Source organism: Calothrix sp. FACHB-168 (assembly GCF_963889195.1).
In the GTDB taxonomy this organism is placed as follows: domain Bacteria; phylum Cyanobacteriota; class Cyanobacteriia; order Cyanobacteriales; family Nostocaceae; genus Aulosira; species Aulosira anomala_A.
In genome coordinates, this window is the sequence record NZ_CAWPNJ010000001.1 from 33508 (window position 1) to 52619 (window position 19112).

19 protein-coding genes and 1 pseudogene are annotated in these 19112 nt (G+C 39.1%); 8 read left to right on the top strand and 12 right to left on the bottom strand.

Features of this window, described 5'->3' with window-relative positions; translation table 11 throughout:
* Positions 1-3 precede the first annotated feature (3 nt).
* The 5 genes from AACW45_RS00145 (at position 4) to AACW45_RS00165 (ending at position 6555) form a co-directional block, all read left to right on the top strand.
* Positions 4-1992: a pentapeptide repeat-containing protein gene (locus tag AACW45_RS00145; protein ID WP_190626501.1), complete on the top strand. Its 1989-nt coding sequence runs from the start codon at positions 4-6 to the stop codon at positions 1990-1992.
* Between the two features lie 389 nt (positions 1993-2381).
* Positions 2382-3104 carry a TIGR04283 family arsenosugar biosynthesis glycosyltransferase gene (locus AACW45_RS00150; protein WP_190626502.1) on the top strand — a complete coding sequence of 241 codons (723 nt, stop codon included), beginning with the start codon at positions 2382-2384 and terminating at the stop codon, positions 3102-3104.
* A 188-nt stretch (positions 3105-3292) separates the two neighbouring features.
* Entirely contained in the window at positions 3293-4033 is a 741-nt protein-coding gene (locus AACW45_RS00155; protein WP_190626503.1) for a TVP38/TMEM64 family protein, read from the top strand.
* Positions 4017-4877, top strand: a complete 861-nt coding sequence (locus AACW45_RS00160) for a TVP38/TMEM64 family protein (protein ID WP_242045644.1) — start codon at positions 4017-4019, stop codon at positions 4875-4877. The genes AACW45_RS00155 and AACW45_RS00160 overlap by 17 nt, the downstream gene beginning before the upstream one ends.
* A 130-nt stretch (positions 4878-5007) precedes the next feature.
* Positions 5008-6555 carry a mercuric reductase gene (locus AACW45_RS00165; protein ID WP_190626504.1) on the top strand — a complete coding sequence of 516 codons (1548 nt, stop codon included), beginning with the start codon at positions 5008-5010 and terminating at the stop codon, positions 6553-6555.
* 59 nt (positions 6556-6614) lie between these two features.
* Here the strand turns inward: AACW45_RS00165 and pgr5 are convergent, their stop codons facing one another.
* Positions 6615-6812 (bottom strand): cyclic electron transport protein PGR5, encoded by a 198-nt coding sequence (gene pgr5, locus AACW45_RS00170; protein ID WP_190548432.1) that lies wholly within the window; start codon positions 6810-6812, stop codon positions 6615-6617.
* A 62-nt stretch (positions 6813-6874) separates the two neighbouring features.
* Entirely contained in the window at positions 6875-7045 is a 171-nt protein-coding gene (gene psb34, locus AACW45_RS00175) for a photosystem II assembly protein Psb34 (protein WP_190548429.1), read from the bottom strand.
* A gap of 494 nt (positions 7046-7539) precedes the next feature.
* Here psb34 and AACW45_RS38360 point away from each other — a divergent pair, with 494 nt between their 5' ends.
* Positions 7540-7698: a hypothetical protein gene (locus tag AACW45_RS38360; protein ID WP_395967791.1), complete on the top strand. Its 159-nt coding sequence runs from the start codon at positions 7540-7542 to the stop codon at positions 7696-7698.
* Between the two features lie 28 nt (positions 7699-7726).
* Here the strand turns inward: AACW45_RS38360 and AACW45_RS00185 are convergent, their stop codons facing one another.
* Positions 7727-8125: a hypothetical protein gene (locus AACW45_RS00185; RefSeq protein WP_190626505.1), complete on the bottom strand. Its 399-nt coding sequence runs from the start codon at positions 8123-8125 to the stop codon at positions 7727-7729.
* 617 nt (positions 8126-8742) lie between these two features.
* Here AACW45_RS00185 and AACW45_RS00190 point away from each other — a divergent pair.
* Together AACW45_RS00190 and mgtE are read left to right on the top strand one after the other, a co-directional pair.
* A complete protein-coding gene (locus tag AACW45_RS00190) occupies positions 8743-8940 on the top strand; it encodes a hypothetical protein (protein WP_190626506.1) in 198 nt (65 codons plus the stop codon).
* A 69-nt stretch (positions 8941-9009) separates the two neighbouring features.
* Positions 9010-10401: a magnesium transporter gene (mgtE, locus tag AACW45_RS00195; RefSeq protein WP_199330885.1), complete on the top strand. Its 1392-nt coding sequence runs from the start codon at positions 9010-9012 to the stop codon at positions 10399-10401.
* A gap of 77 nt (positions 10402-10478) precedes the next feature.
* Here mgtE and AACW45_RS00200 read toward each other — a convergent pair whose 3' ends face one another.
* The 9 genes and pseudogenes from AACW45_RS00200 to AACW45_RS00240 all read right to left on the bottom strand — a co-directional run.
* On the bottom strand, positions 10479-11042 hold the full coding sequence (locus AACW45_RS00200; protein WP_190626510.1) for a Uma2 family endonuclease: 564 nt from the start codon (positions 11040-11042) through the stop codon (positions 10479-10481).
* A gap of 73 nt (positions 11043-11115) precedes the next feature.
* Positions 11116-11796 carry a Uma2 family endonuclease gene (locus AACW45_RS00205; protein WP_190626512.1) on the bottom strand — a complete coding sequence of 227 codons (681 nt, stop codon included), beginning with the start codon at positions 11794-11796 and terminating at the stop codon, positions 11116-11118.
* Positions 11797-12025: 229 nt separating this feature from the next.
* Positions 12026-14806, bottom strand: coding sequence for a bifunctional acetate--CoA ligase family protein/GNAT family N-acetyltransferase (locus tag AACW45_RS00210; protein WP_190626514.1), 2781 nt, complete (start codon positions 14804-14806; stop codon positions 12026-12028).
* Between the two features lie 613 nt (positions 14807-15419).
* Positions 15420-16280, bottom strand: a complete 861-nt coding sequence (locus tag AACW45_RS00215; RefSeq protein WP_190626516.1) for a DUF4231 domain-containing protein — start codon at positions 16278-16280, stop codon at positions 15420-15422.
* A gap of 192 nt (positions 16281-16472) precedes the next feature.
* Complete coding sequence (locus AACW45_RS00220) at positions 16473-16610, bottom strand: hypothetical protein (protein WP_373462087.1); 138 nt, start codon at positions 16608-16610, stop codon at positions 16473-16475.
* A 112-nt stretch (positions 16611-16722) separates the two neighbouring features.
* Positions 16723-17166 carry a type II toxin-antitoxin system VapC family toxin gene (locus tag AACW45_RS00225; RefSeq protein WP_190626517.1) on the bottom strand — a complete coding sequence of 148 codons (444 nt, stop codon included), beginning with the start codon at positions 17164-17166 and terminating at the stop codon, positions 16723-16725.
* Positions 17166-17510, bottom strand: coding sequence for a DUF2281 domain-containing protein (locus AACW45_RS00230; RefSeq protein ID WP_190626518.1), 345 nt, complete (start codon positions 17508-17510; stop codon positions 17166-17168). The genes AACW45_RS00225 and AACW45_RS00230 overlap by 1 nt, the downstream gene beginning before the upstream one ends.
* A 438-nt stretch (positions 17511-17948) precedes the next feature.
* Complete coding sequence (locus AACW45_RS00235) at positions 17949-18476, bottom strand: oxidoreductase (protein WP_190626519.1); 528 nt, start codon at positions 18474-18476, stop codon at positions 17949-17951.
* 256 nt (positions 18477-18732) lie between these two features.
* A pseudogene (locus AACW45_RS00240) lies at positions 18733-19017 on the bottom strand (2Fe-2S iron-sulfur cluster-binding protein); the annotation flags it as partial.
* Positions 19018-19112: the final 95 nt, after the last annotated feature.

Consider the following 19112-nt stretch of genomic DNA (forward strand, 5'->3'; position numbering starts at 1 on the left):
AATATGAAAAAACATCATTATGACATTAGAGGCATTAATTATTCACAACACTCTCTAGAACATGCAGAGCATGATTTTCAAAATGTTCTGGCTGGGCAATTACCTATATATAGATATTTAATAATTTTGTTTACTAACTGTCTTTTATTAATTAGTGCATGGTTGGCGGGAATGCTTGGAGGGATAGCCAGCACAAGCTTCTTTATAGATGAAAAGGATGGAATATGGATATTTTTAAGTGTAAATTTGACTGTAATAATTTGGCTGACAGAAACAATTCGGATTAACTTTGCTCAAGGGATGTTGAGAGCTAGTTGGAGCATACTTTTCTCTAGCCTAATGTCATTCATATTTAATCAACTCCAGATAATTTCTCCGATTTTATTTTTTAGTATTCTTGCAGTTGGTACTGCCGCAGTCAGTTTGATATCAAGCTCTTTGGCATCCGCATTAATTATAATTCTTTTTGATCAAACCAAGAGATATGTAAAGAATATTTATTTTCTCCAAACAGGATTTTTTATTTTTGTATCATTTCTGATTGCCTATCTATATGGGATATCTGTTCAAGATAAAATTAATGTAAATTTTATTGTGATTATCAGCAGTATTGGCGGTTTCTTATCGGGAGCCGTTTTCATTACTGCTAGTCTATTAACTAGTCATTTCAGCGAAAAGTATTTTCCGCATTTCCAGTTTCTACGTAGTTGGGCGATCGCGCTTTCATGTTGGCATAGTACATCTTTTTATAACTTAGATTTAAGTAATGTTAATTTTAGAGGTACAAAATTAGCCAACACCGATTTAAGAGCAAAAAAGCTTTACCGAACCAGCTTTCAAGATACCAAAGGCTTAGAAAGAGCGCGAATCGATAGCCGTTATCTAGATTTAGAAATTCCTAAAGTACAAAAACTTTTAACGAAACCTCAAGATTATCTACAAGATTATCCACAAGATAAAGACTTTAGTAACTTGAACCTACGCGGAGCATTTTTACAAAATGTTAAAATACACTGCTTTAATTTTACAGATAGTGATTTGAGCGGTGCAGATATGCAAAGCGCAGACTTATATGGCGCTATTTTTGTGCGTACTCAAGTTATTGGAGTAGATTTTACAGACGCAAATTTAACAGGAATTTGTATAGAAGATTGGAGTGTCAATAGCCAAACTCAATTTAAAAATGTTACTTGTGATTTTGTCTATCGTCGCTTAGACGAAAATGGCAACCCAAGCGATAAATTTCCTCTAAACCGCAATTTTGAACCCAGAGAATTTGAATCTTTGTATCAAGAAGTAGAAAATGTGATTGAAATCATTTTCCAAGAAGGAGAAAACTGGCAAGCGGCTTTATACAGTTTAATTAAATTGCAAATGGAGGATGAACAATTAGAATTAAAGCTTAAAGGTGTAGAAAAGCGAGGAGATGTTTGGGTTGTCAAAGTTACTTATAATGAGGCTTATGCAAAACAGGAAGTAGAACATCGCCTTAATGCTACGGTTGAAGAAATGAAGTATCAATTAGCTGCTAAAGAACAGCAAATTTATCACCTTGAACAAGAGAAATATAAGATATTAGAAATTGCAGGCTATCAAGCAAAAGCTATAGAAGGTCTTAGTAGTAGAATCCCACTCAATACTAGTAACAACTTCTTCATCTCTGGTAGCAATATTACTAATTTAGCCGGTTCTGGACAAATTGAGTATGCTGAAGCAGCAGCACAAGTACGTAGTATTATTGCTAATAGTGCTGATTCAGAACAAGCCACAGCAGTGTTACATAATTTCTTAGCAAAACTCCAACGTCAAAGTGTCGCTACAAATATAGAAACCCAAGCAGATTTAATGCAACAGATGATTTTAGCTGAGGCACAAAAAGATGCCATACTAAAGCAATTGTTGATTCATCAGGAACAGCAAATTATAGCTGCTTTTGGTGAGGGTTTGTTAGCTAGAGCAATTCAATCAGCGATCGCACAATTGAAGAGTTAAGTAGGTTGGTGTAATTAAATATAACTGGAAAGGGTTGTCATTAGTCATTTGTCATTAGTCATTTGTCATTAGTCATTGGTAAGGGATTTAAGTCTATTTACTTTTCGTAATATAGTTCAATACGGTTCAGTCAAGGATAAATGTAGGTTGGGGAGCCAGTTAAGGATAAATGTAGGTTGGGTTGAACGAAGTGAAACCCAACAAAGCGCCGAAAATGTTGGGTTTCGTCCCTCAACCCAACCTACGCCAAATCAGTTTTTTGACGCTAACTGAACCGTATTGTAATATAGTTTGCTTTATTTATACCGACTTACTGAAGCGATCGTATTTTTATACAATCCTATGATTCTAGGAACAAACAACAGTCTAAAGCAGGAGCAAAATTAAAATTGTCAAATTGTGAAAGTATTGATGTAGCAATTCCCAAACTTTCGATTATCATTCCAACGCTGAATGAAGCGGGAAATATTCAAGATGCGATCGCATCTACTCAACCAAGTACCAATACAGAAGTTATTGTAGTCGATGCTGGCTCTCAAGATGACACTGTAGCTATAGCTCAGTCATTAGGTGTCACAGTTATTTTGTCATCTCCTGGGCGAGCCGTGCAAATGAACGCTGGTGCTGTCGCTGCTAGTGGTGACATTTTGCTGTTTCTCCATGCAGATACCCGCTTACCTGCTGGCTTTGATACGCTGATTCGCAATGCACTGCAACAACCGGGAAGCGTAGCGGGTGCATTTAACTTGCAGATTGATGCATCAGGTTGGGGTTTAAGGTTGGTGGAATGGGGGGTAAAAATGCGATCGCATCTTTGGCAAATGCCCTATGGCGATCAAGCAATATTTATCACTAAAGATATATTTTACCAAATCGGCTGTTTTCCTGAATTGCCCATCATGGAAGATTTTGAACTCATTCGCCGCTTACAACGCATTAGTAAAATTGCTATTATTCAAGCATCAGTTTTAACTTCTGCTCGTCGTTGGTTACGCAAAGGAATTTTTAAAACTACCTTAATTAATCAAATAGTCATCATCGCTTATTTGTGGGGAATATCACCAGAACGAATTCGTAGCTGGTATCGCCAAGAAAAATTTAGGAAGAATTAAGCTGATTCTCAGGGAATGAGAATATTTTAGTTGAAGATAACAACAGGTTCAAGAAACTAAAGATTAGATATTAGGGGATGAGGATAAAGAAGAATTTAGGTAAAAAATAAGCAATTACTGATGACTAATGACTCTTGTACAGACGCGATTAATCGCGTCTCTAGCAAATGACCAATGACAAATAACCAATGACTAACCGCAAATTATATACCACAATCAAACTTTTAATATTAAGTTTTCTAGTTGCTACGGTAATAATTGCTAGTAAATATCTCAACATTCAAGAAATTTTACACATAAGTATTAATTGGGTGAATAGCCTGGGCTACCTTGGCCCAATCGCTTTTATCTTCATTTACAACTTAGCAACTTTATTATTTATCCCAGGTTCTATTTTAACCTTGAAAGGCGGTTGTCTATTTGGTGTTTTTTGGGGTTCTGTTTATGTAATAATTGCCGCAATTATTGGAGCGACTTTAGCATTTTTAATTGGGCGCTATCTTTCACGAGATTGGGTAGCTAAACAACTAGAAAAGCATCCTAAATTTAAAGCTATCGATTTAGCCGTCGCCAAAGAAGGATGGAAAATTGTCTTACTGACTAGGCTTTCACCTATCTTCCCCTTCAACTTATTAAATTATGCTTTTGGGGTGACGCAAGTTTCCCTTAAAGATTATATTTTAGGTTCTATCGGTATTATTCCCGGTACAGTAATGTACGTTTATCTTGGCTCTTTAGCTACTAATCTTGCCATGTTGAGAACCTCTCATCAACCTAGTAATCCTCAAGCGCAAATTGGAGAATGGATAATCCAAGCTATGGGTGCTATTGCTACAGTCGCCGTAACTATATATATTACCAAAATTGCGCAAAAAGCCCTCAAAGAAAGTGTAGCCACAGCCACAAATAACCATGATGCAAATGAATAAAATTAATCAGGCTTGCAAACCATCTACCTCTACTCAAAGCAATTCTTACCTATTCTTTCCTCTCTTCCTTGGCGTACTTGGCGTACTTGGCGGTTCATTAAAAAAAACTATTAATACTCAGCGCGTAACCAAATTCACTTTATTAACATTGCTAGCATTAACTCTCTTATCCTTCAGCACTTCCGAGCCAGCCTTAGCACAGCAATCTACAACCACTACCTTTAATCCCCAAGTAATTTTACGAGATGCTTTGCAATGGATTGATAGCCTGGGTTCACTAGGAGCGATCGCTTTTATTACACTTTACATTATTGCTACCATTGCTTTCTTACCAGGCTCGATTTTAACACTAGGTGCTGGTGTGGTTTTTGGTGTAGTTTGGGGTTCGCTATATGTATTTATTGGCGCTACTTTAGGCGCAACTGCGGCTTTTCTAGTAGGACGTTATTTAGCTAGAGGTTGGGTTTCACGGAAAATATCAGATAATAAAAAATTTGCGGCTATTGATAATGCTGTTGGTAAAGCTGGATTAAAAATTGTCCTATTAACCAGACTTTCGCCCATATTTCCCTTTAATTTATTAAACTATGCTTTTGGAATTACAGGGGTTTCTTTACAGGATTACTTTATTGGTTCTGTGGGGATGATTCCCGGAACAATTATGTATGTTTATATTGGTTCTTTAGCTGGTAGTTTGGCAAGAATTGGAACTGAATCTCAACCTACTAATCCTACTGTACAATGGGCGATTCGGATTATTGGTTTTATTGCAACTGTAGCTGTAACTATTTATATTACTCGCATAGCTAGGAAGGCTTTGGATGAGGAAGTTAGTAATAATTAAAAATGTTTTTAACCGCAGAGAACGCAGAGGACACAGAGGTAATAAATTTAAGTATGTGTTCGAGTTATAGGACAATTTTTCTATAAAAAATATCACGCACAGACAAGAGAGACGCAGAGGGGAAAGATTAATGTCTAATTTAGAAGTTGAGAGAGTAATTATTCGTCCAATGGATGAGTATAACCAAACTTTGGTATCTCATGTTCATCCACAAAATTGGGTGAATCCAGAACCGGCGAAAATTTATGATTTGGTAGTAATTGGTGCGGGAACTGCGGGATTAGTTGTAGCTGCGGGTGCAGCTGGATTGGGTTTGGGTTTAAAGGTGGCGTTAATTGAAAAGCATCTCATGGGTGGAGATTGCTTAAATGTGGGTTGCGTTCCCTCGAAAACTATTATCCGTTCGGCGCGTGTAATCGGTGAACTTTGGGAAGGGAAGGAGTTAGGAATTAATATCCCGAAAAATATTGATATTGATTTTTCTGCGGTGATGGCGAGAATGCGCCGCATTAGAGCAGGTATTAGTCCCCATGATTCGGCGGCGCGATTTCAAAAATTAGGCGTTGATGTTTTCTTGGGTAGCGCGCGATTTGCGAGTAAAAATACTGTAGAAGTTGACGGAAAAATTCTCCGGTTTAAAAAAGCTGTAATTGCTACTGGCGCAAGAGCAGCGAAACCAGAAATTTCCGGAATAGAAAAGGCTGGTTATCTCACTAATGAATCTGTTTTTTCCCTCATCCAGAAACCAGAAAAATTAGCTGTAATTGGTGGTGGGCCGATTGGTTGCGAATTAGCTCAAGCTTTTCGCCGCTTGGGTTGTGAAGTTGTGCTTTTTCATCGCAGTTCTCATATCTTAAATAAAGAAGATGCAGAAGCTGCGGAAATTTTGCAAAAGGTTTTAATCAAAGAAGGAATTCGTTTAGTATTAAATGCCAAATTAGAAGAAGTAGTAACTGTCACTGAAGGTAAGCGACTTTACTTTTCTGCTAATGGAAATCGAGATTCTGTCACGGTAGATGAAATTTTGGTTGGTGCGGGACGCGCTCCGAATGTGGAAGGTCTAAATTTAGAAGCTGTTAATGTAGAATACGATCAACGACACGGTGTGAAAGTTAACGATTATCTGCAAACCACAAATCCGAAAATTTATGCGGCTGGTGATATCTGCATGAATTGGAAATTTACTCACGCAGCTGATGCAGCAGCCAGGATTGTGATTAAAAATACCCTGTTTTCTCCGTTCGGTTTAGGACGTTCTAAACTCAGCAATTTAATTATGCCTTGGGTAACTTATACCGATCCAGAAATTGCTCATGTGGGAATTTCACTGGAGGAAGCTAAGTCTAAAGGTATCGATATTGAGACGATAAAAATCCCTTTTAGTATTGTAGACCGAGCGATCGCAGATGGTGAAGAATCAGGATTTCTGAAAATCCTTCACAGAAAAGGCTCCGATGAAATTCTCGGTGCAACTATTGTCGCTCGTCATGCTGGGGAAATGATTTCGGAAGTGACTACGGCTATGGTTGGTAAGTTAGGTTTGAATAAGTTAAGCGGTGTCATTCATCCCTATCCAACTCAGGCTGAAGCTATTAAAAAAGCTGCTGATGCTTATCGGCGTACACTTCTGACAGAAAATACCAAACGATTGTTGGGTTTTTTAACTAAGTTATCTTAATCTTGACTAGGTTATTGCCTAATCTAGGCGCAAAGTAAATAAAGGAAAATTGCGAGAATTTAAGCAAGTAAACCTAATTTTTTACCGTTATCTTTAGCTAAACGAATTAGGTTCTGTCTTTGCTTGGATTCAATTCCAAACCGATTGCAAAAATTAGTGATTGTTTGTGCGTGGATACCAATGGCTTTACCACGTATTTGATTAAATTTAGCTTTTCCCATCAATTCACGGACTAATACTACTAATGGTGCAAACATTTCTTTTGTCTCCTAATTATCAAAGTTGTTGGTAAATTTTGTGGATATATCTGCAATAGCTATTAGCTAACGCCGAAAGCAAGTAAAACTAAGGCGCTGACTAATAAAGTTGCAATTCCAGCCTGAAAGCTATAGCTACGTTGCTCTTCAGTGGAAGGATATTCTGCATAGTAAATTTGGGGTTCAGTTGCATAGTTGTTCAATACGCCGTCTTCGTTAATGGTGGTGTACATAGTTTTTTGCTCTCGTTAACTTATGTAAATTAATGTAACGGAATTGTTACGATTTGGCAAGAAGACTTGACAAAGAAAAACTAATAGCTGTTATCAGGTTTAGTTATGAATAAATGTAAAGGCGACAAATTCATCACAACTTTGGCGATGAACTACTGGTGATACTTTAGAACCCCGACTTCTTGAAGAAATCGGGGTTCTAGCAACCCAGCAAAGTACTAGATGTGGTTGGGTTGAGGGATTAGAGATTGTTGTATTCTTGTTTTAAATTGGTACAACCTGCGGATATTGCTGAGGCGATTGAAGGGTTTTACCGGAAGCAATGCAGGTTTGAGCCTTTCCCTTATTGTCTGAGGATGAGGCGATCGCAAATAAAATTCTTTTGAGGATTATAAAGCATCAGGATTGCTGAAAATCCTCTACAAAAAAGGTGCTGATGAAATTATCGGTGTAACTATTGTTGCTTGTAATGTGTTGCTTGTAATGCTGGGGAGATGATTTCAGAAGTAACTACGGCTATTGTCGGTAAGCTAGGTTTGAATAAGTTAAGCGGTGTAATTCATCCTTATCCAACTCATGCTGATGCTTATGGGCGTAAACTTCTGACAGATAACAATAAAAGACTTTTGAGGTTTTTAACTAAATTATTTTAAAACTGAAAGCTAAACTCGAAAGTTAAATTTAATTTCGCAATATCTGGAAATTTTTCATATTCTTCTGCCAAATTTCTTTTCTTTCTTCTTCTGGCAGGTTTAAAGCTGATGTGATAATAGCAAAATCTCCAGCTGTCGGTAAAGCTTCTCCTTTGGCTAAAGCTGGTAAATTTTTCAATCCACAATATCTTAGTTTTGCTCGGTTAGCACGAATTAAATCGGCAATTGTTTCTGGTTTAGCTGTTACAGAGGTGTTAGAGTCATCTGCATGAGCTTTTTTAGCGATCCAATCTTGAGCCATTTCCTCGAAAGCATCGCTTTGAAATATATCCAAACTAGCACAAATGCTTTTGAACTCGAGGGCTAAATCAACTGGAATGTAACTACCGATTTGCTTGTAATCATCACAATTCTGTTTGTTAGTCATATTCTTAGACTTACTAAAATTGTCTACCTGTTTTGGCTTCTCTGAATTAATTTTGAAAAACCTGACATTTGCTGAATGTCATATCTTAACCGACATCCTAACAGAAAAAATGTTCCGATAAAATAACTAAACTCAGTGTATTTTTTTTGTTACATTTTGTGTAATTACTTAGCTTCTTAACCACTGCTTAACTGACCATTTTTAATTTTGTGATGTGCAATTAACTCTGGGTAATTACTCCAAACCCTAGTATTAATAGGTTTTCTGCTGATTTGTAATATTTACCCCAGAGCGATCGCCAGTTAGCAATCATATCAATTTCGGAAATGATTTTGAGCGTTTACAAGTTGCTAAATATTACTTGAGGATGATTGTAAATAATCTTATACCTATTACATCAAGGCTACTAAAGCAGATAATTGTATTTGAATGCATAAATTATTTATCAAGATGAAAATTCAATTTTTAGCAAAAAATTAAATGATTTTCCCATAAAAAATGCATCTTATGATTCCTTACATACCATACATTTACAACAGTTATTACTGTGTGAAGAAATATCAATATTATGCTTCGTTTGCTAGTAGCTTGATGATGCACATCTAATTGATGGTTATTTGAAATTAAATTATAACTTTTGTATCTACGTAGGTTGGCGTAATGAAAATACTGGTAATGGCTGTCATCAGAGACGCGATAACCCTTGTCTGTACAGTCAACAGTCAACAGTCAACAGTCAACAGTCAACAGTCAACAGTCAACAGTCAACGTACAATCCCATACCTTTTAGGAGTGAGATGAGTTTAACTAGATAAAGTTAATGCAATTATATTGTGTAGAAACCTTGTTCAAACTGCCTGAGGAAAGTGTAATTTGTGACAGAAATGAATAATTTATCCTCTAATCTCCCAGATATGTCGCGCAGAGAACTGCGAGATTTAGTGAGAATTCAGCTACAAATGCTGTTAGAACAGGGAGATTTACGTGGTGCAAAGGCGATTTTAGTACCTGTACAACCGGCGGATATTGCTGAGGCGATTGAAGGATTACCGGAAGCAATGCACGCTTTAGCCTTTCGGTTGCTGTCTAAGGATGAGGCGATCGCAGTTTATGAATATCTCGATTATTCTATTCAAGAACGACTAATTGAAGAACTCAGAAGTCAAGAAGTCCGGGATTTAGTTGATAAAATGTCACCCGACGATCGCGCCAGGTTATTTGACGAACTCCCCGCAAAAATTGTCAATCGCCTCCTCGAACAACTCAGCCCAGCCGAACGCACAGCTACAGCTCAACTCTTGGGTTATGAGGCTGATACTGCTGGGCGAATTATGACCCCAGAATTAATTTCTCTGAAAGAAAATTTTACAGTATATCAAGCCCTAGAACGCATACGCCGTCTAGCAAAAGCTAGTGAAATCATTTATTATCTTTACGTCACCGACACAGCCAGACAATTGACAGGGATTGTGTCTTTGCGGGAGTTAGTAACATCTCAACCAGAGGAATTAATCGGCGAGATTATGACTCGTGATGTAGTGTTTGTTTACACCGATACCGATCAAGAAGAAGTTGCTAGAGTAATCCAAAGATATGACTTTTTAGCCGTGCCTGTAGTAGATCGAGAACGGCGTCTTGTCGGTATTATTACGGTTGATGATGTTATCGATATTCTGCAACAGGAAACTACAGAAGATATCTACGCCGTAGGTGGTGGTGTGCAATCAGGCGGCGACAATTATTTTCAGATGAATTTAATGGATGTTGCGCGCAAACGGGTTGTGTGGTTATTTGTGTTATTAATTACCAATACAGTCACAGGCACAATTATTAAATCCCAAGAAGATATATTATCTAAAGTTGTTACCCTCACAGCCTTTATTCCCTTGCTGACTGGTACTGGTGGTAATGTTGGAGCGCAATCTTCCACAGTAGTCATACGGGGGATGAACACGGAAGAGATTAGATTATTAGGGCCTTTACAGGTAATTGGCAGAGAAGCGATCGCAGGTACATTATTAGGAGTGATGTTAGGCAGCATCGCCACTATTTGGGCTTATTTTTTGCAAGGAAAGTTAGAAGTTGCGATCGCAGTTGGCACTAGTTTAGTAGCAATTTCTGTCTTAGCTTCTATTTCTGGTTCGGCGCTACCGTTTTTATTTCGCCTATTGCGCTTAGATCCAGCCTTGATGTCAGCGCCATTTATTACTACAGCCGTTGATGTACTTGGCGTTTTGATTTACTTTAATTTGGCGCGGGTGATTTTACAGTTATGAGTCAATAGTCAATGGTCAATAGTCAATGGTCAATAGTCAATAGTCAATAGTCAATAGTCATTTGTCTTTCTTTTAAATTATTCATTTAGCCAACTGAAGAGTTGAGCAATGGTAAGGTGAAAAGATTCAGCAAAGGATGGAACAGGAATGCGATCGCTTTGTTCTTCAAAGATGGCGAGAGTGCGATCGGCAAAATAGACAAACACTAGTTCTTCTTCTGGATCAATCAACCAACCCATCTGTGTACCATGTGCCAGACAATGCAGGATATTACGGACGACTTTAGTTTGGCTTTGTTCTGGAGAAAGGCTTTCAATTGTCCAGTCTGGGGGAATCGAGAACGTATTCGCTACTTTACCGTTCTCGTCACGGGGTATGCGTTCCCAGGTAAAAACTGCAACATCTGGGACAAGAGAGCGATCGCCCAAAGTACAACGTAATTCGGGATACGCACGCGCGATCCGGTTTGGTTTTAGCACCATGTTGACAGATGAAACTAAATCTCCCTGAACAGTGCTATGTTTTCCTTGCGGCATAGGCTTTTGGATAATCTCACCATTGATGAATTCGTTGGCGGGTTTCGTTTCTGGTAACTGGAGAAATTCTGCCAGAGTTAAGGGTTTACTAGGAGTTTGAACCATTGCAAATTCAGGTGGTAAAAAAGCAGTATTTTATCTTTATCTTAAATATTGAATTCCTTGAATTAGTAATTCATTAAATTGAATCTGGGTCAATATTTAACTCTCGCAATTTTGCAGCCAAACGTGCAGCTTTTTGTTCTGCCTGTTCTGCGGCTTCTTCTGGTGAGGGAACTAATTGACTTTCTGCTGTAAAAAATCGCAGTAATCCCTGTTCAATTCCCAGATATAAACCTAACTGCTGACTCCAAAAATGTCCTAGTTCATTTGCTTGTAAAGGTTGATATGCACCATCTACTAAATGAAATCCGGCAAATTCTAATGTATATGGATCAAACCAAAAATAATCCAGCGTGCGGAAAGTATTTTGGTAAAGTTCTTTCTTTAATCCTTTGTCAGTATTAGCAGTTGATTCTGACAAAATTTCAACAATTACATTGGGGTATTTACCATCTTCTTCCCAGACTACCCAACTTTTACGGGTTTTGCGTTCTGTTCCCAAAACTACAAAAAAATCAGGGCCGCGAAACTTTTCTAGCTTGCTTTGGCGGGGACTGTAGTAAATAGTCAGGTTACCAGCAGCGTAAAAATCATTTCTGTCTCGCCACAGCCATTCTAGACAGCTGAGAAGTAGGATTATTTGTCGTAAATGTAGTTCTGTTTCCAAGGGAGGCTCGTCACTATATAAATCGCCAGGGGGAAATATCACCTCTTGTGAGATGCTTTCAGTAGAATCTAATTCTTGCGTAATCCCCATAAAGTTTAGACAGCATCATTGGTTAATGGGTTTATTTTAGCTTTTTATTATCTTGGTGTTGGTCTATCACTGTGTTAAAAATGTAATATTTGCTAATAGAGCATCTGGTATATATCTGAGAATTTTACCTGATATCGTTTCAATTTAATCAATATACAAATATATAAATAAAGGTATAGCAATGCTATACCCTTCAAAAAATATTGTCTGAAAATTGCGTGATTTAAGATTACAAATCAATTACAGCTTCCACTAAATCAGCACTGCGATGGAGACGAAAGCCGACTTTCTCACAAACTCGTTGCATTGCCACATTTTCAGGGTGAATATCAGCAGTGATGCGCTTGATATGTTCGCTACGAGCGACATACAACAGTTGACTTAAAATGTTAGTACCCAAACCCATGCGTTGATATGGATCGCTGACTAAAAGCGCAAATTCCGCTTCTTTGACACCATGTAACTGACTCAAACGTCCTACAGCGAGAATTTCGCGATCGCCTGTTATGGGGTTTTTGCGATCGGCTACTAATGCCATTTCGCGATCGTAGTCAATGAAACACAGGCGCATCATGCGTTCGTGGGCGATTCGCTGACTTAGTTTCATCAGATGGAAGTAGCGAAAATAGACGCTTTGCTCTGAGAGTGTTTTATGGAACTGTACAATTAACGGCTCATCTTCAGGACGAATAGGGCGGATGGTAATTGCTGTACCATCTTTGGTTGTCCAAGGCGTGATGTATTGTGTGGGATAAGGGCGAATCGCTAATTTTGGTAATTGTTCTTCCCTCATTTCTGGTGGGTGAAGAACAATCCGCCCATCTAAAGCTAGTAATGAGGAAGACTTGTTTTCTTCTTGAGTTCTACCTTCAAATCGCGCCCATAAGGGATTGATGTCAATTTCCTTAATCCAGGGCTGTTCTACGATTAATTGAGAAAATCGCACTAATAATTGCTCTAAAGCTGCTAAATCTACAGGTGCGCGTCCTCTTACGCCTTGGAGGGCTTTATAAATTTGCGTTTGCTCCATCATCCGCCGTGCCAGGGTACTATTGAGGGGAGGAAGTGCGATCGCGCGATCTCTAAATACTTCCACTAATTGTCCCCCTGCACCAAACAGCAATACTGGCCCAAATTGAGGATCTAAGCTACTACCAATAATTAATTCGTAGCCACTATTAAGGTTAATCATTGGCTGCACTGTTACGCCTAAAAAGTGTTCTAAACCTACTTTTTCGGCAACAGCAGTTTTAATATTGCGATACGCCCAGCGTACAGCATCTGCATCCATAAGATTTAACTGCACACCACCCACATCGGTTTTGTGGGTGATCGTCTTCGATAATAGTTTGAGAACTACAGGATAACCCAGGGATTCTGCACAGCCGACAGCTTCATCTTCTGTGGCGGCGATGCAAGCTTGTAGGGTGGGAATACCGTAAGCCGCGAGGATTTGTTTAGATTCTGTCTCTGTCAGGATGGTTCGCCCGGCTTGATGGGCTGTGGTAATAATTTTATCTACAAGATTGCGGTTGGGGATACCATCTTCTTCTGCTGGTAATACGGGAGTTTCGTAAATACCGCGCAGGTTATAACTAGACTTCCACATATAAGTGAATATACGGGCAGCAGAATCGGGGTAAGAAAAGGTCGGAATCCCAGCACGATTGAGAATTGCTTCTCCAGCCATCACCTCAGCGCCACCCATCCAAGTTGCCAGAATTGGTTTGCTAGCAGGAACCTGTGCTTTTTCAATTGCAGATTTCAACTGTTCGGCAGTTTGGGTAGGATCGGTCATTGCCTGAGGAGTGAGAATCAACAAAATACCATCACTATTTGGGTCTTTGGCAACAATCTCTAAGGTTTTGCTGTAGCGTTCTGGATCGGCGTCTCCCAAAATATCGATGGGGTTATTATGACTCCAGAAAGATGGTAGGGTTTGATTAAGGGAAGTAATTGTCTCTGGTGCGAGTTCTGCCAATTCTCCGCCATTGGTAATCAGAAAATCTGTAGCCAGGACACCAGGGCCGCCAGCGTTGGTAATCATCGTCAAACGCGGGCCTTTGGGGCGGGGCTGTTTTGCCAATACTTCCGCCATGTTAAACAGTTCAGAAATTCTGCTGACTCTCAATACCCCACTGCGTCTAAAGGCAGCATCAAGAACTTCATCGCTACCAGTCAATGCGCCAGTATGGGAAGCGGAAGCTTTGGCGGCGGCTTCAGTGCGACCGGCTTTGATGAGAATAATCGGCTTGGTTAAAGCTACCTCACGGGCTGCTGAGAGAAATGACCTCGCATCCCCAATGGATTCCATGTAAATCACAATACTTTTGGTATGGGGATCGTCACCAAGATAGTAAATTAAATCGCCCCAACCAACATCTAACATCGAGCCGATGGAGATAAAAGCGCTAAAGCCAACATTCTCCCGCAAACTCCAGTCAAGAATTGAGGTGCAAAGGGCACCACTTTGGCTAATAAAGCCCACATTCCCAGGACGCGCCATTGTACTAGCGAAGGTGGCGTTTAGTCCTGTATGGGGATTCATCACACCCAAGCAATTAGGGCCGATAATCCTGAGTTTACCTAAGCGGGCTTCATGTAAAATTTGCTGCTCTAATTCAATCCCAGGGGCACCGATTTCTTTAAATCCAGCAGATACGATTACGGCACTTTTCACCCCGGCAGCGACGCATTCGCGGACAATTTTCGGCACTGTTGGAGCGGGGGTGGCAATGATTGCCAAATCTACTGCGTCCGGTACTTCTGCAATATTGGCGTAGCTCTTAATACCCATCACACTGTGATGTTTTGGGTTTACAGGAAATACCGTACCGCCAAAAGGATTACCGATTAAATTCCAAAGCAAGGTACGTCCGACACTCCCAGGCGAGTCACTAGCCCCAATCACAGCCACCGTTGCCGGCGCAAAAATGGAACTGAGGGGCTGGCGCTCGGTACGGAGGATGTCGAAGGTGGGATCTGTTTTTAATCTATAGGGGGTTTGCATATCGCTAAACCTCGTTAATTTGGATAGCGTCTCTTTGGACTCTCTGGAGACAATATGAGGTTAGAAAATATTCTTGAGGAAGTTGTGAGGAAATGTAACTTTTTTGCTGATGGAAAAAAATTACTCAAAATCTAACCCCGGTTGACTAGAGAACCGGGGTGATTGCTGTTTAATACACCTAAATCAAATACAGCAGATTTGAGGTAAATGAGGTATGCGTTTCGGGGCATGGCAGTGCCAGTGCCCCTACAATCAACGATAATCTGTACCTCACCAACTGGCAATCTGCTGCATTTTGGTGTTAGGAGTGTCAAAGGTGAATAATCCTCTTTCAAAGGCTAGCTTGAAAATAGGGGCTAGAGGCTAGAGGTTAGAGGCTAGGGAAGAGAGATTTTCATGTTTGGTTGTGGGTTTTTCCCATACGGGGCTAGCTTGGACTTTGGACTATTGACTTTTGACAACCTCAGTGCAAAATATGCAATTTAAAGGAGTAATAGTCGATTACTGTATAGCTTTTCCTAAGCTAGTGAGCTACACTCAAATCTTTTTACACAAGGTTATTAGCTTTGAAAATGTAGTTCACCCGATTGGGAACTGCTATAGCTCGCTTTGCTTAATTTTTAGCTTCTTGATTTTGTTCATTGGCTGGGGGAGCTTCTTTTTTATCTGAGGATTGTTCGCTGGCTTGTTGTAATTGTTGTAAATGAATATTATTTACTTGTACAACAAAATTTTCGATGATTTGGTTAGCTGTTTGTAACTGTTCTGCTTCAGTGGCGGAATTACTGTAACGATAAAGCGGAGTAATTCCCAAAATAAATTTTTCTTGTTCAGCCTCTAATAACTCTACAGCTGTGTTTGCTGCTACCCAGTTTTTTTGAAAAGGAAAAGATGTGACAATACTAGCAACGATGGAAGCGATCGCGGGACAAATCACAGGTAACCACTTTAACCAAGATTGTCCGCTTTCTAGTTTGTCTACCAAAACTAAGATTGGTGTGACACCTGATAAAATTACGGTGGAGATTTGCAAAACGTAATATAGATTTCTCGCCAGGTTCCGCGTCCGCTTGTAATCGTCAATTAAATCTTGGCAATATTGTAAAGCCTTTTGTCTAGCTGGCGTGATTGTATTTGCATACCATGAACTATCATTTGCTAGTTGATAGCTGTAAAGTTCGGCTCTTTTATTAATATCAGACTGTTTGACAGCTTGTTGCGAAGCTTGCAGTACTTCTTTGTTGATTAAGTAGAAAAAAATTGCAACAGTTAGTGCGATGACTCCAATAATTACAGCTTGTTGATTATCGCGAAAAAACAGAAAAACGATACTCGAACCAACTAAGGAAGTCAGTAAAAAATACTCAACTACTTTGAAGGGATATAAGTTTTTTGGACTAATTGAAGAGGCCAGAGTTTCTGGGTTAGAATAAACTGCCTTATCGTTAGGATTGGGAAATTCTGAAGAAGTCATTGGTTGATACTCATTAAGTTACTATAGCACAAAGTACAAGTATCGTATATTACTTGTACTTCCCCAAGTCTCAGTATATAAAATCAACTCTTTGATCGTCCAAGATTTTTAGATTTTTTTATGGGTTTAGCGAAAATCGCCATTGCGCTTTAATGCGGAAAATTGTCAATTGGTTGCTATTAAAAGCTGATGTTATGGCTGAAGGCTGATAATTTGGGCGATTTTCTCCAGCGCGTTCCCCGCAGGGGTTGCCGTAGGCATCGCAATTTCTGGTTGTGCAGTTGCTGAGAAGCGATCGCTTATGGCAAAATTTTCTCCGGGGACAATCACCCACCAAGCAGTTGGACAATTACCGTAAATGACTTGTGTTAGAGCTAACAGCGATCGCGGATCGGCTATATGTCCGCTAATGTTACCGCAAAAGTTAGGGTATTAATAATAATTACAACCAAGATTCCACAGACAATGTTCTTACTTGTTGAATTCTCTGAAAGTCGCTATCATCTGATACAACCTTAAGACCGTGTTGTAGAGCAATAGCTGCAATCCACAGGTCATTTTCATCAAATCCCAAATCTGTCACCTGAGTTTTTCTCCGCTTGCTTTTTTCCTTGGGGCCAAATTGTTTCATTAAAGCAGCTTTGAGTTGTCCGTAAATATTAGCAGTCTCTCCTATCACATTGTAGATACGGATATCTTGTAAAAATTCTGTTAAAGAAGCAAGATTACTTTCTCTGTGTGCAGAATTTTCCATCATGTATGTTAGTTCACCCTGAACAATTACACAGGTAGCAATATTTAATTCCCCAACTTCAATGATGCGATTAATTACTTTTGGTTCGCCAAGAATAATAGCACTACAGTGATTAGTATCTAGTAAATACATTATTCAAAAGGATTTAAGTCATAATCAAACTTAGCTTTGCCACGAGTTGCGTAAACAGATTGCAGACAGTCATCGAAGTCATCACCTGACCAAGTACCTGCATGTCTGAGGATGGAGCGACCTGAAGCTTGACGGTAAGGTAATTGAGAACTATCTGCTAATGCTGCTTCTGGTTGATTTAAGGTATTGGAACTTGCTGTTTCCAGATTAATTTGTGGAGTTTGTGTATTTTCTTTAACTGCTAATTGCTTGTTTTTTAAAAAACGGAGAAAATCAAGAGTTTGTTCTAGAAGCGAGTCGGAAGATGATTCAATTTCTTGGAGCAGGATTTCTTTGATAGTCATAGAAACATTTTTAACTTTATCTGTTAAGGACAAATAGCTTTATCTTTTTTATTATAAAAGTATTATATAAACTATCTCAATAAATTTATTTCCTCAGTATGTGTTGTGCTGAAATTTTAATCAACTATCAAGATTAACTTTAAAATCAAGGCTTGTAGGCAATTATAAACTTAATTTCAGGGCTAATCCTTAAATCCGCGAAATTCAGTTACATGAAACCGCGCATCGCTGACTTGCCCATTATCATCCAAATAAATAGAGATTTTGGCATGTCATTCAATCCGCGTCACAGGGTCAATAATAATGTTTTATGCCATATTTATTGAGTAAATCTTGCTATTGAAACCCCCCAAATTACAGTAAAAAACTAACACAAATTCTTAAGTTTAATTGCATCCCTGACAAATGACTATTACTAAATTACCCAAATTTAAGAAATTATCGCCCTTTTAATTGCGGTTTTTTGCCTTGTAACATTGGTTCTAATACAGCACGAATTCGCATTGCTGAAGGCGGACAACCGAGTAAATAAATATCAACTGGTACGACTTGATGTACTGGCTGTACTCGATTTAATAATCGTGGGACAATACCTGGTGCGTGGGGAATTTTACTGTACATATCAGCAGCTTCAATATAGCAACGTTTCAGTACAGATTCAGCATTAACCAAAGGATTGCGTAAGGCGGTAACCTTACCTGTAACAGCACAGTCACCAAAGGAAACTAAAATTTGCGATCGCTCTCTTACCATGCGCACCGTTTTTATATGTTCTTCGTTGGCGATCGCACCTTCAACTAATACCACATCTACCCCTTGGGGATATTCTTTAATATCAGCTAAGGGAGTGTAAACTATATCTACTTGCTGTGCTAAATTACTCAGCCATTCATCTAAATCGAGAAAAGACATGTGACAGCCAGAACACCCACCTAGCCACACCGTTGCTAATTTCAAACGAGACATAATAATTCCTCATTTGTTAGTTGTCAGTTGTCAGTTATTAGACGCGATTAATCACGTCTTTATGATTGTCAGTTTTTAAGCGTCAACACTTTGACAAGCTTAATAGCCACAGTCAACAGTTAACAGTCAACAGTTAACAGTCAACAGTCAACTATCTCCCGTCTCTAAAAATTTCATTGCTTTTTCTCGCGCGCATTGACGAGAAAATCAAGTTTTTAGCGATCGTGTTTCATTTCACCGACGGTTGAACCTTGTCTTCTGCAAATAGCATTTCGACAATTGTCCGCCGATATTTTTGCAAGCGATCGCTATCGGTTTTTATTTCCATTCCTTCCCCGACTTTAGTCACACAAGCAGGTAGAAGTTTATTAGTGCCACCAATTTCTACTGAGCAAAGACGACAAGCGCCCATATCTGATACTCCGTTTAAATGACACAAAGTAGGTATGTTAATACCCGCCTCTGTTACCGCTTCAAGAATAGTTTTCTGTTCCCTAGCGCTAATGAGTTGGTCATTAATTATTAGAGTTTTGACAGACATGGCTTTTAACCTTAATCTGAACTCGTCTTTAGCTTCTGGAATACCCTCTTTATTTATAAACTAAAACTTTGAGAAACTTGTGAAGATGAGAAGCG

Excerpts from the sequence above, each read along its gene's own strand:
- AACW45_RS00165 (WP_190626504.1), top strand. The coding sequence starts at position 5,008 with ATGTCTAATTTAGAAGTTGAGAGAGTAATTATTCGTCCAATGGATGAG.
- AACW45_RS00215 (WP_190626516.1), bottom strand. The coding sequence starts at position 16,280 with ATGACTTCTTCAGAATTTCCCAATCCTAACGATAAGGCAGTTTATTCT.
- AACW45_RS00230 (WP_190626518.1), bottom strand. The coding sequence starts at position 17,510 with ATGACTATCAAAGAAATCCTGCTCCAAGAAATTGAATCATCTTCCGAC.
- AACW45_RS00235 (WP_190626519.1), bottom strand. The coding sequence starts at position 18,476 with ATGTCTCGTTTGAAATTAGCAACGGTGTGGCTAGGTGGGTGTTCTGGC.
- AACW45_RS00225 (WP_190626517.1), bottom strand. The coding sequence starts at position 17,166 with ATGTATTTACTAGATACTAATCACTGTAGTGCTATTATTCTTGGCGAA.
- AACW45_RS00155 (WP_190626503.1), top strand. The coding sequence starts at position 3,293 with ATGACTAACCGCAAATTATATACCACAATCAAACTTTTAATATTAAGT.
- AACW45_RS00200 (WP_190626510.1), bottom strand. The coding sequence starts at position 11,042 with ATGGTTCAAACTCCTAGTAAACCCTTAACTCTGGCAGAATTTCTCCAG.
- psb34 (WP_190548429.1), bottom strand. The coding sequence starts at position 7,045 with ATGTACACCACCATTAACGAAGACGGCGTATTGAACAACTATGCAACT.
- AACW45_RS38360 (WP_395967791.1), top strand. The coding sequence starts at position 7,540 with ATGATTTCAGAAGTAACTACGGCTATTGTCGGTAAGCTAGGTTTGAAT.
- mgtE (WP_199330885.1), top strand. The coding sequence starts at position 9,010 with ATGAATAATTTATCCTCTAATCTCCCAGATATGTCGCGCAGAGAACTG.
- AACW45_RS00210 (WP_190626514.1), bottom strand. The coding sequence starts at position 14,806 with ATGCAAACCCCCTATAGATTAAAAACAGATCCCACCTTCGACATCCTC.
- AACW45_RS00160 (WP_242045644.1), top strand. The coding sequence starts at position 4,017 with ATGATGCAAATGAATAAAATTAATCAGGCTTGCAAACCATCTACCTCT.
- AACW45_RS00145 (WP_190626501.1), top strand. The coding sequence starts at position 4 with ATGAAAAAACATCATTATGACATTAGAGGCATTAATTATTCACAACAC.
- pgr5 (WP_190548432.1), bottom strand. The coding sequence starts at position 6,812 with ATGTTTGCACCATTAGTAGTATTAGTCCGTGAATTGATGGGAAAAGCT.
- AACW45_RS00185 (WP_190626505.1), bottom strand. The coding sequence starts at position 8,125 with ATGACTAACAAACAGAATTGTGATGATTACAAGCAAATCGGTAGTTAC.
- AACW45_RS00205 (WP_190626512.1), bottom strand. The coding sequence starts at position 11,796 with ATGGGGATTACGCAAGAATTAGATTCTACTGAAAGCATCTCACAAGAG.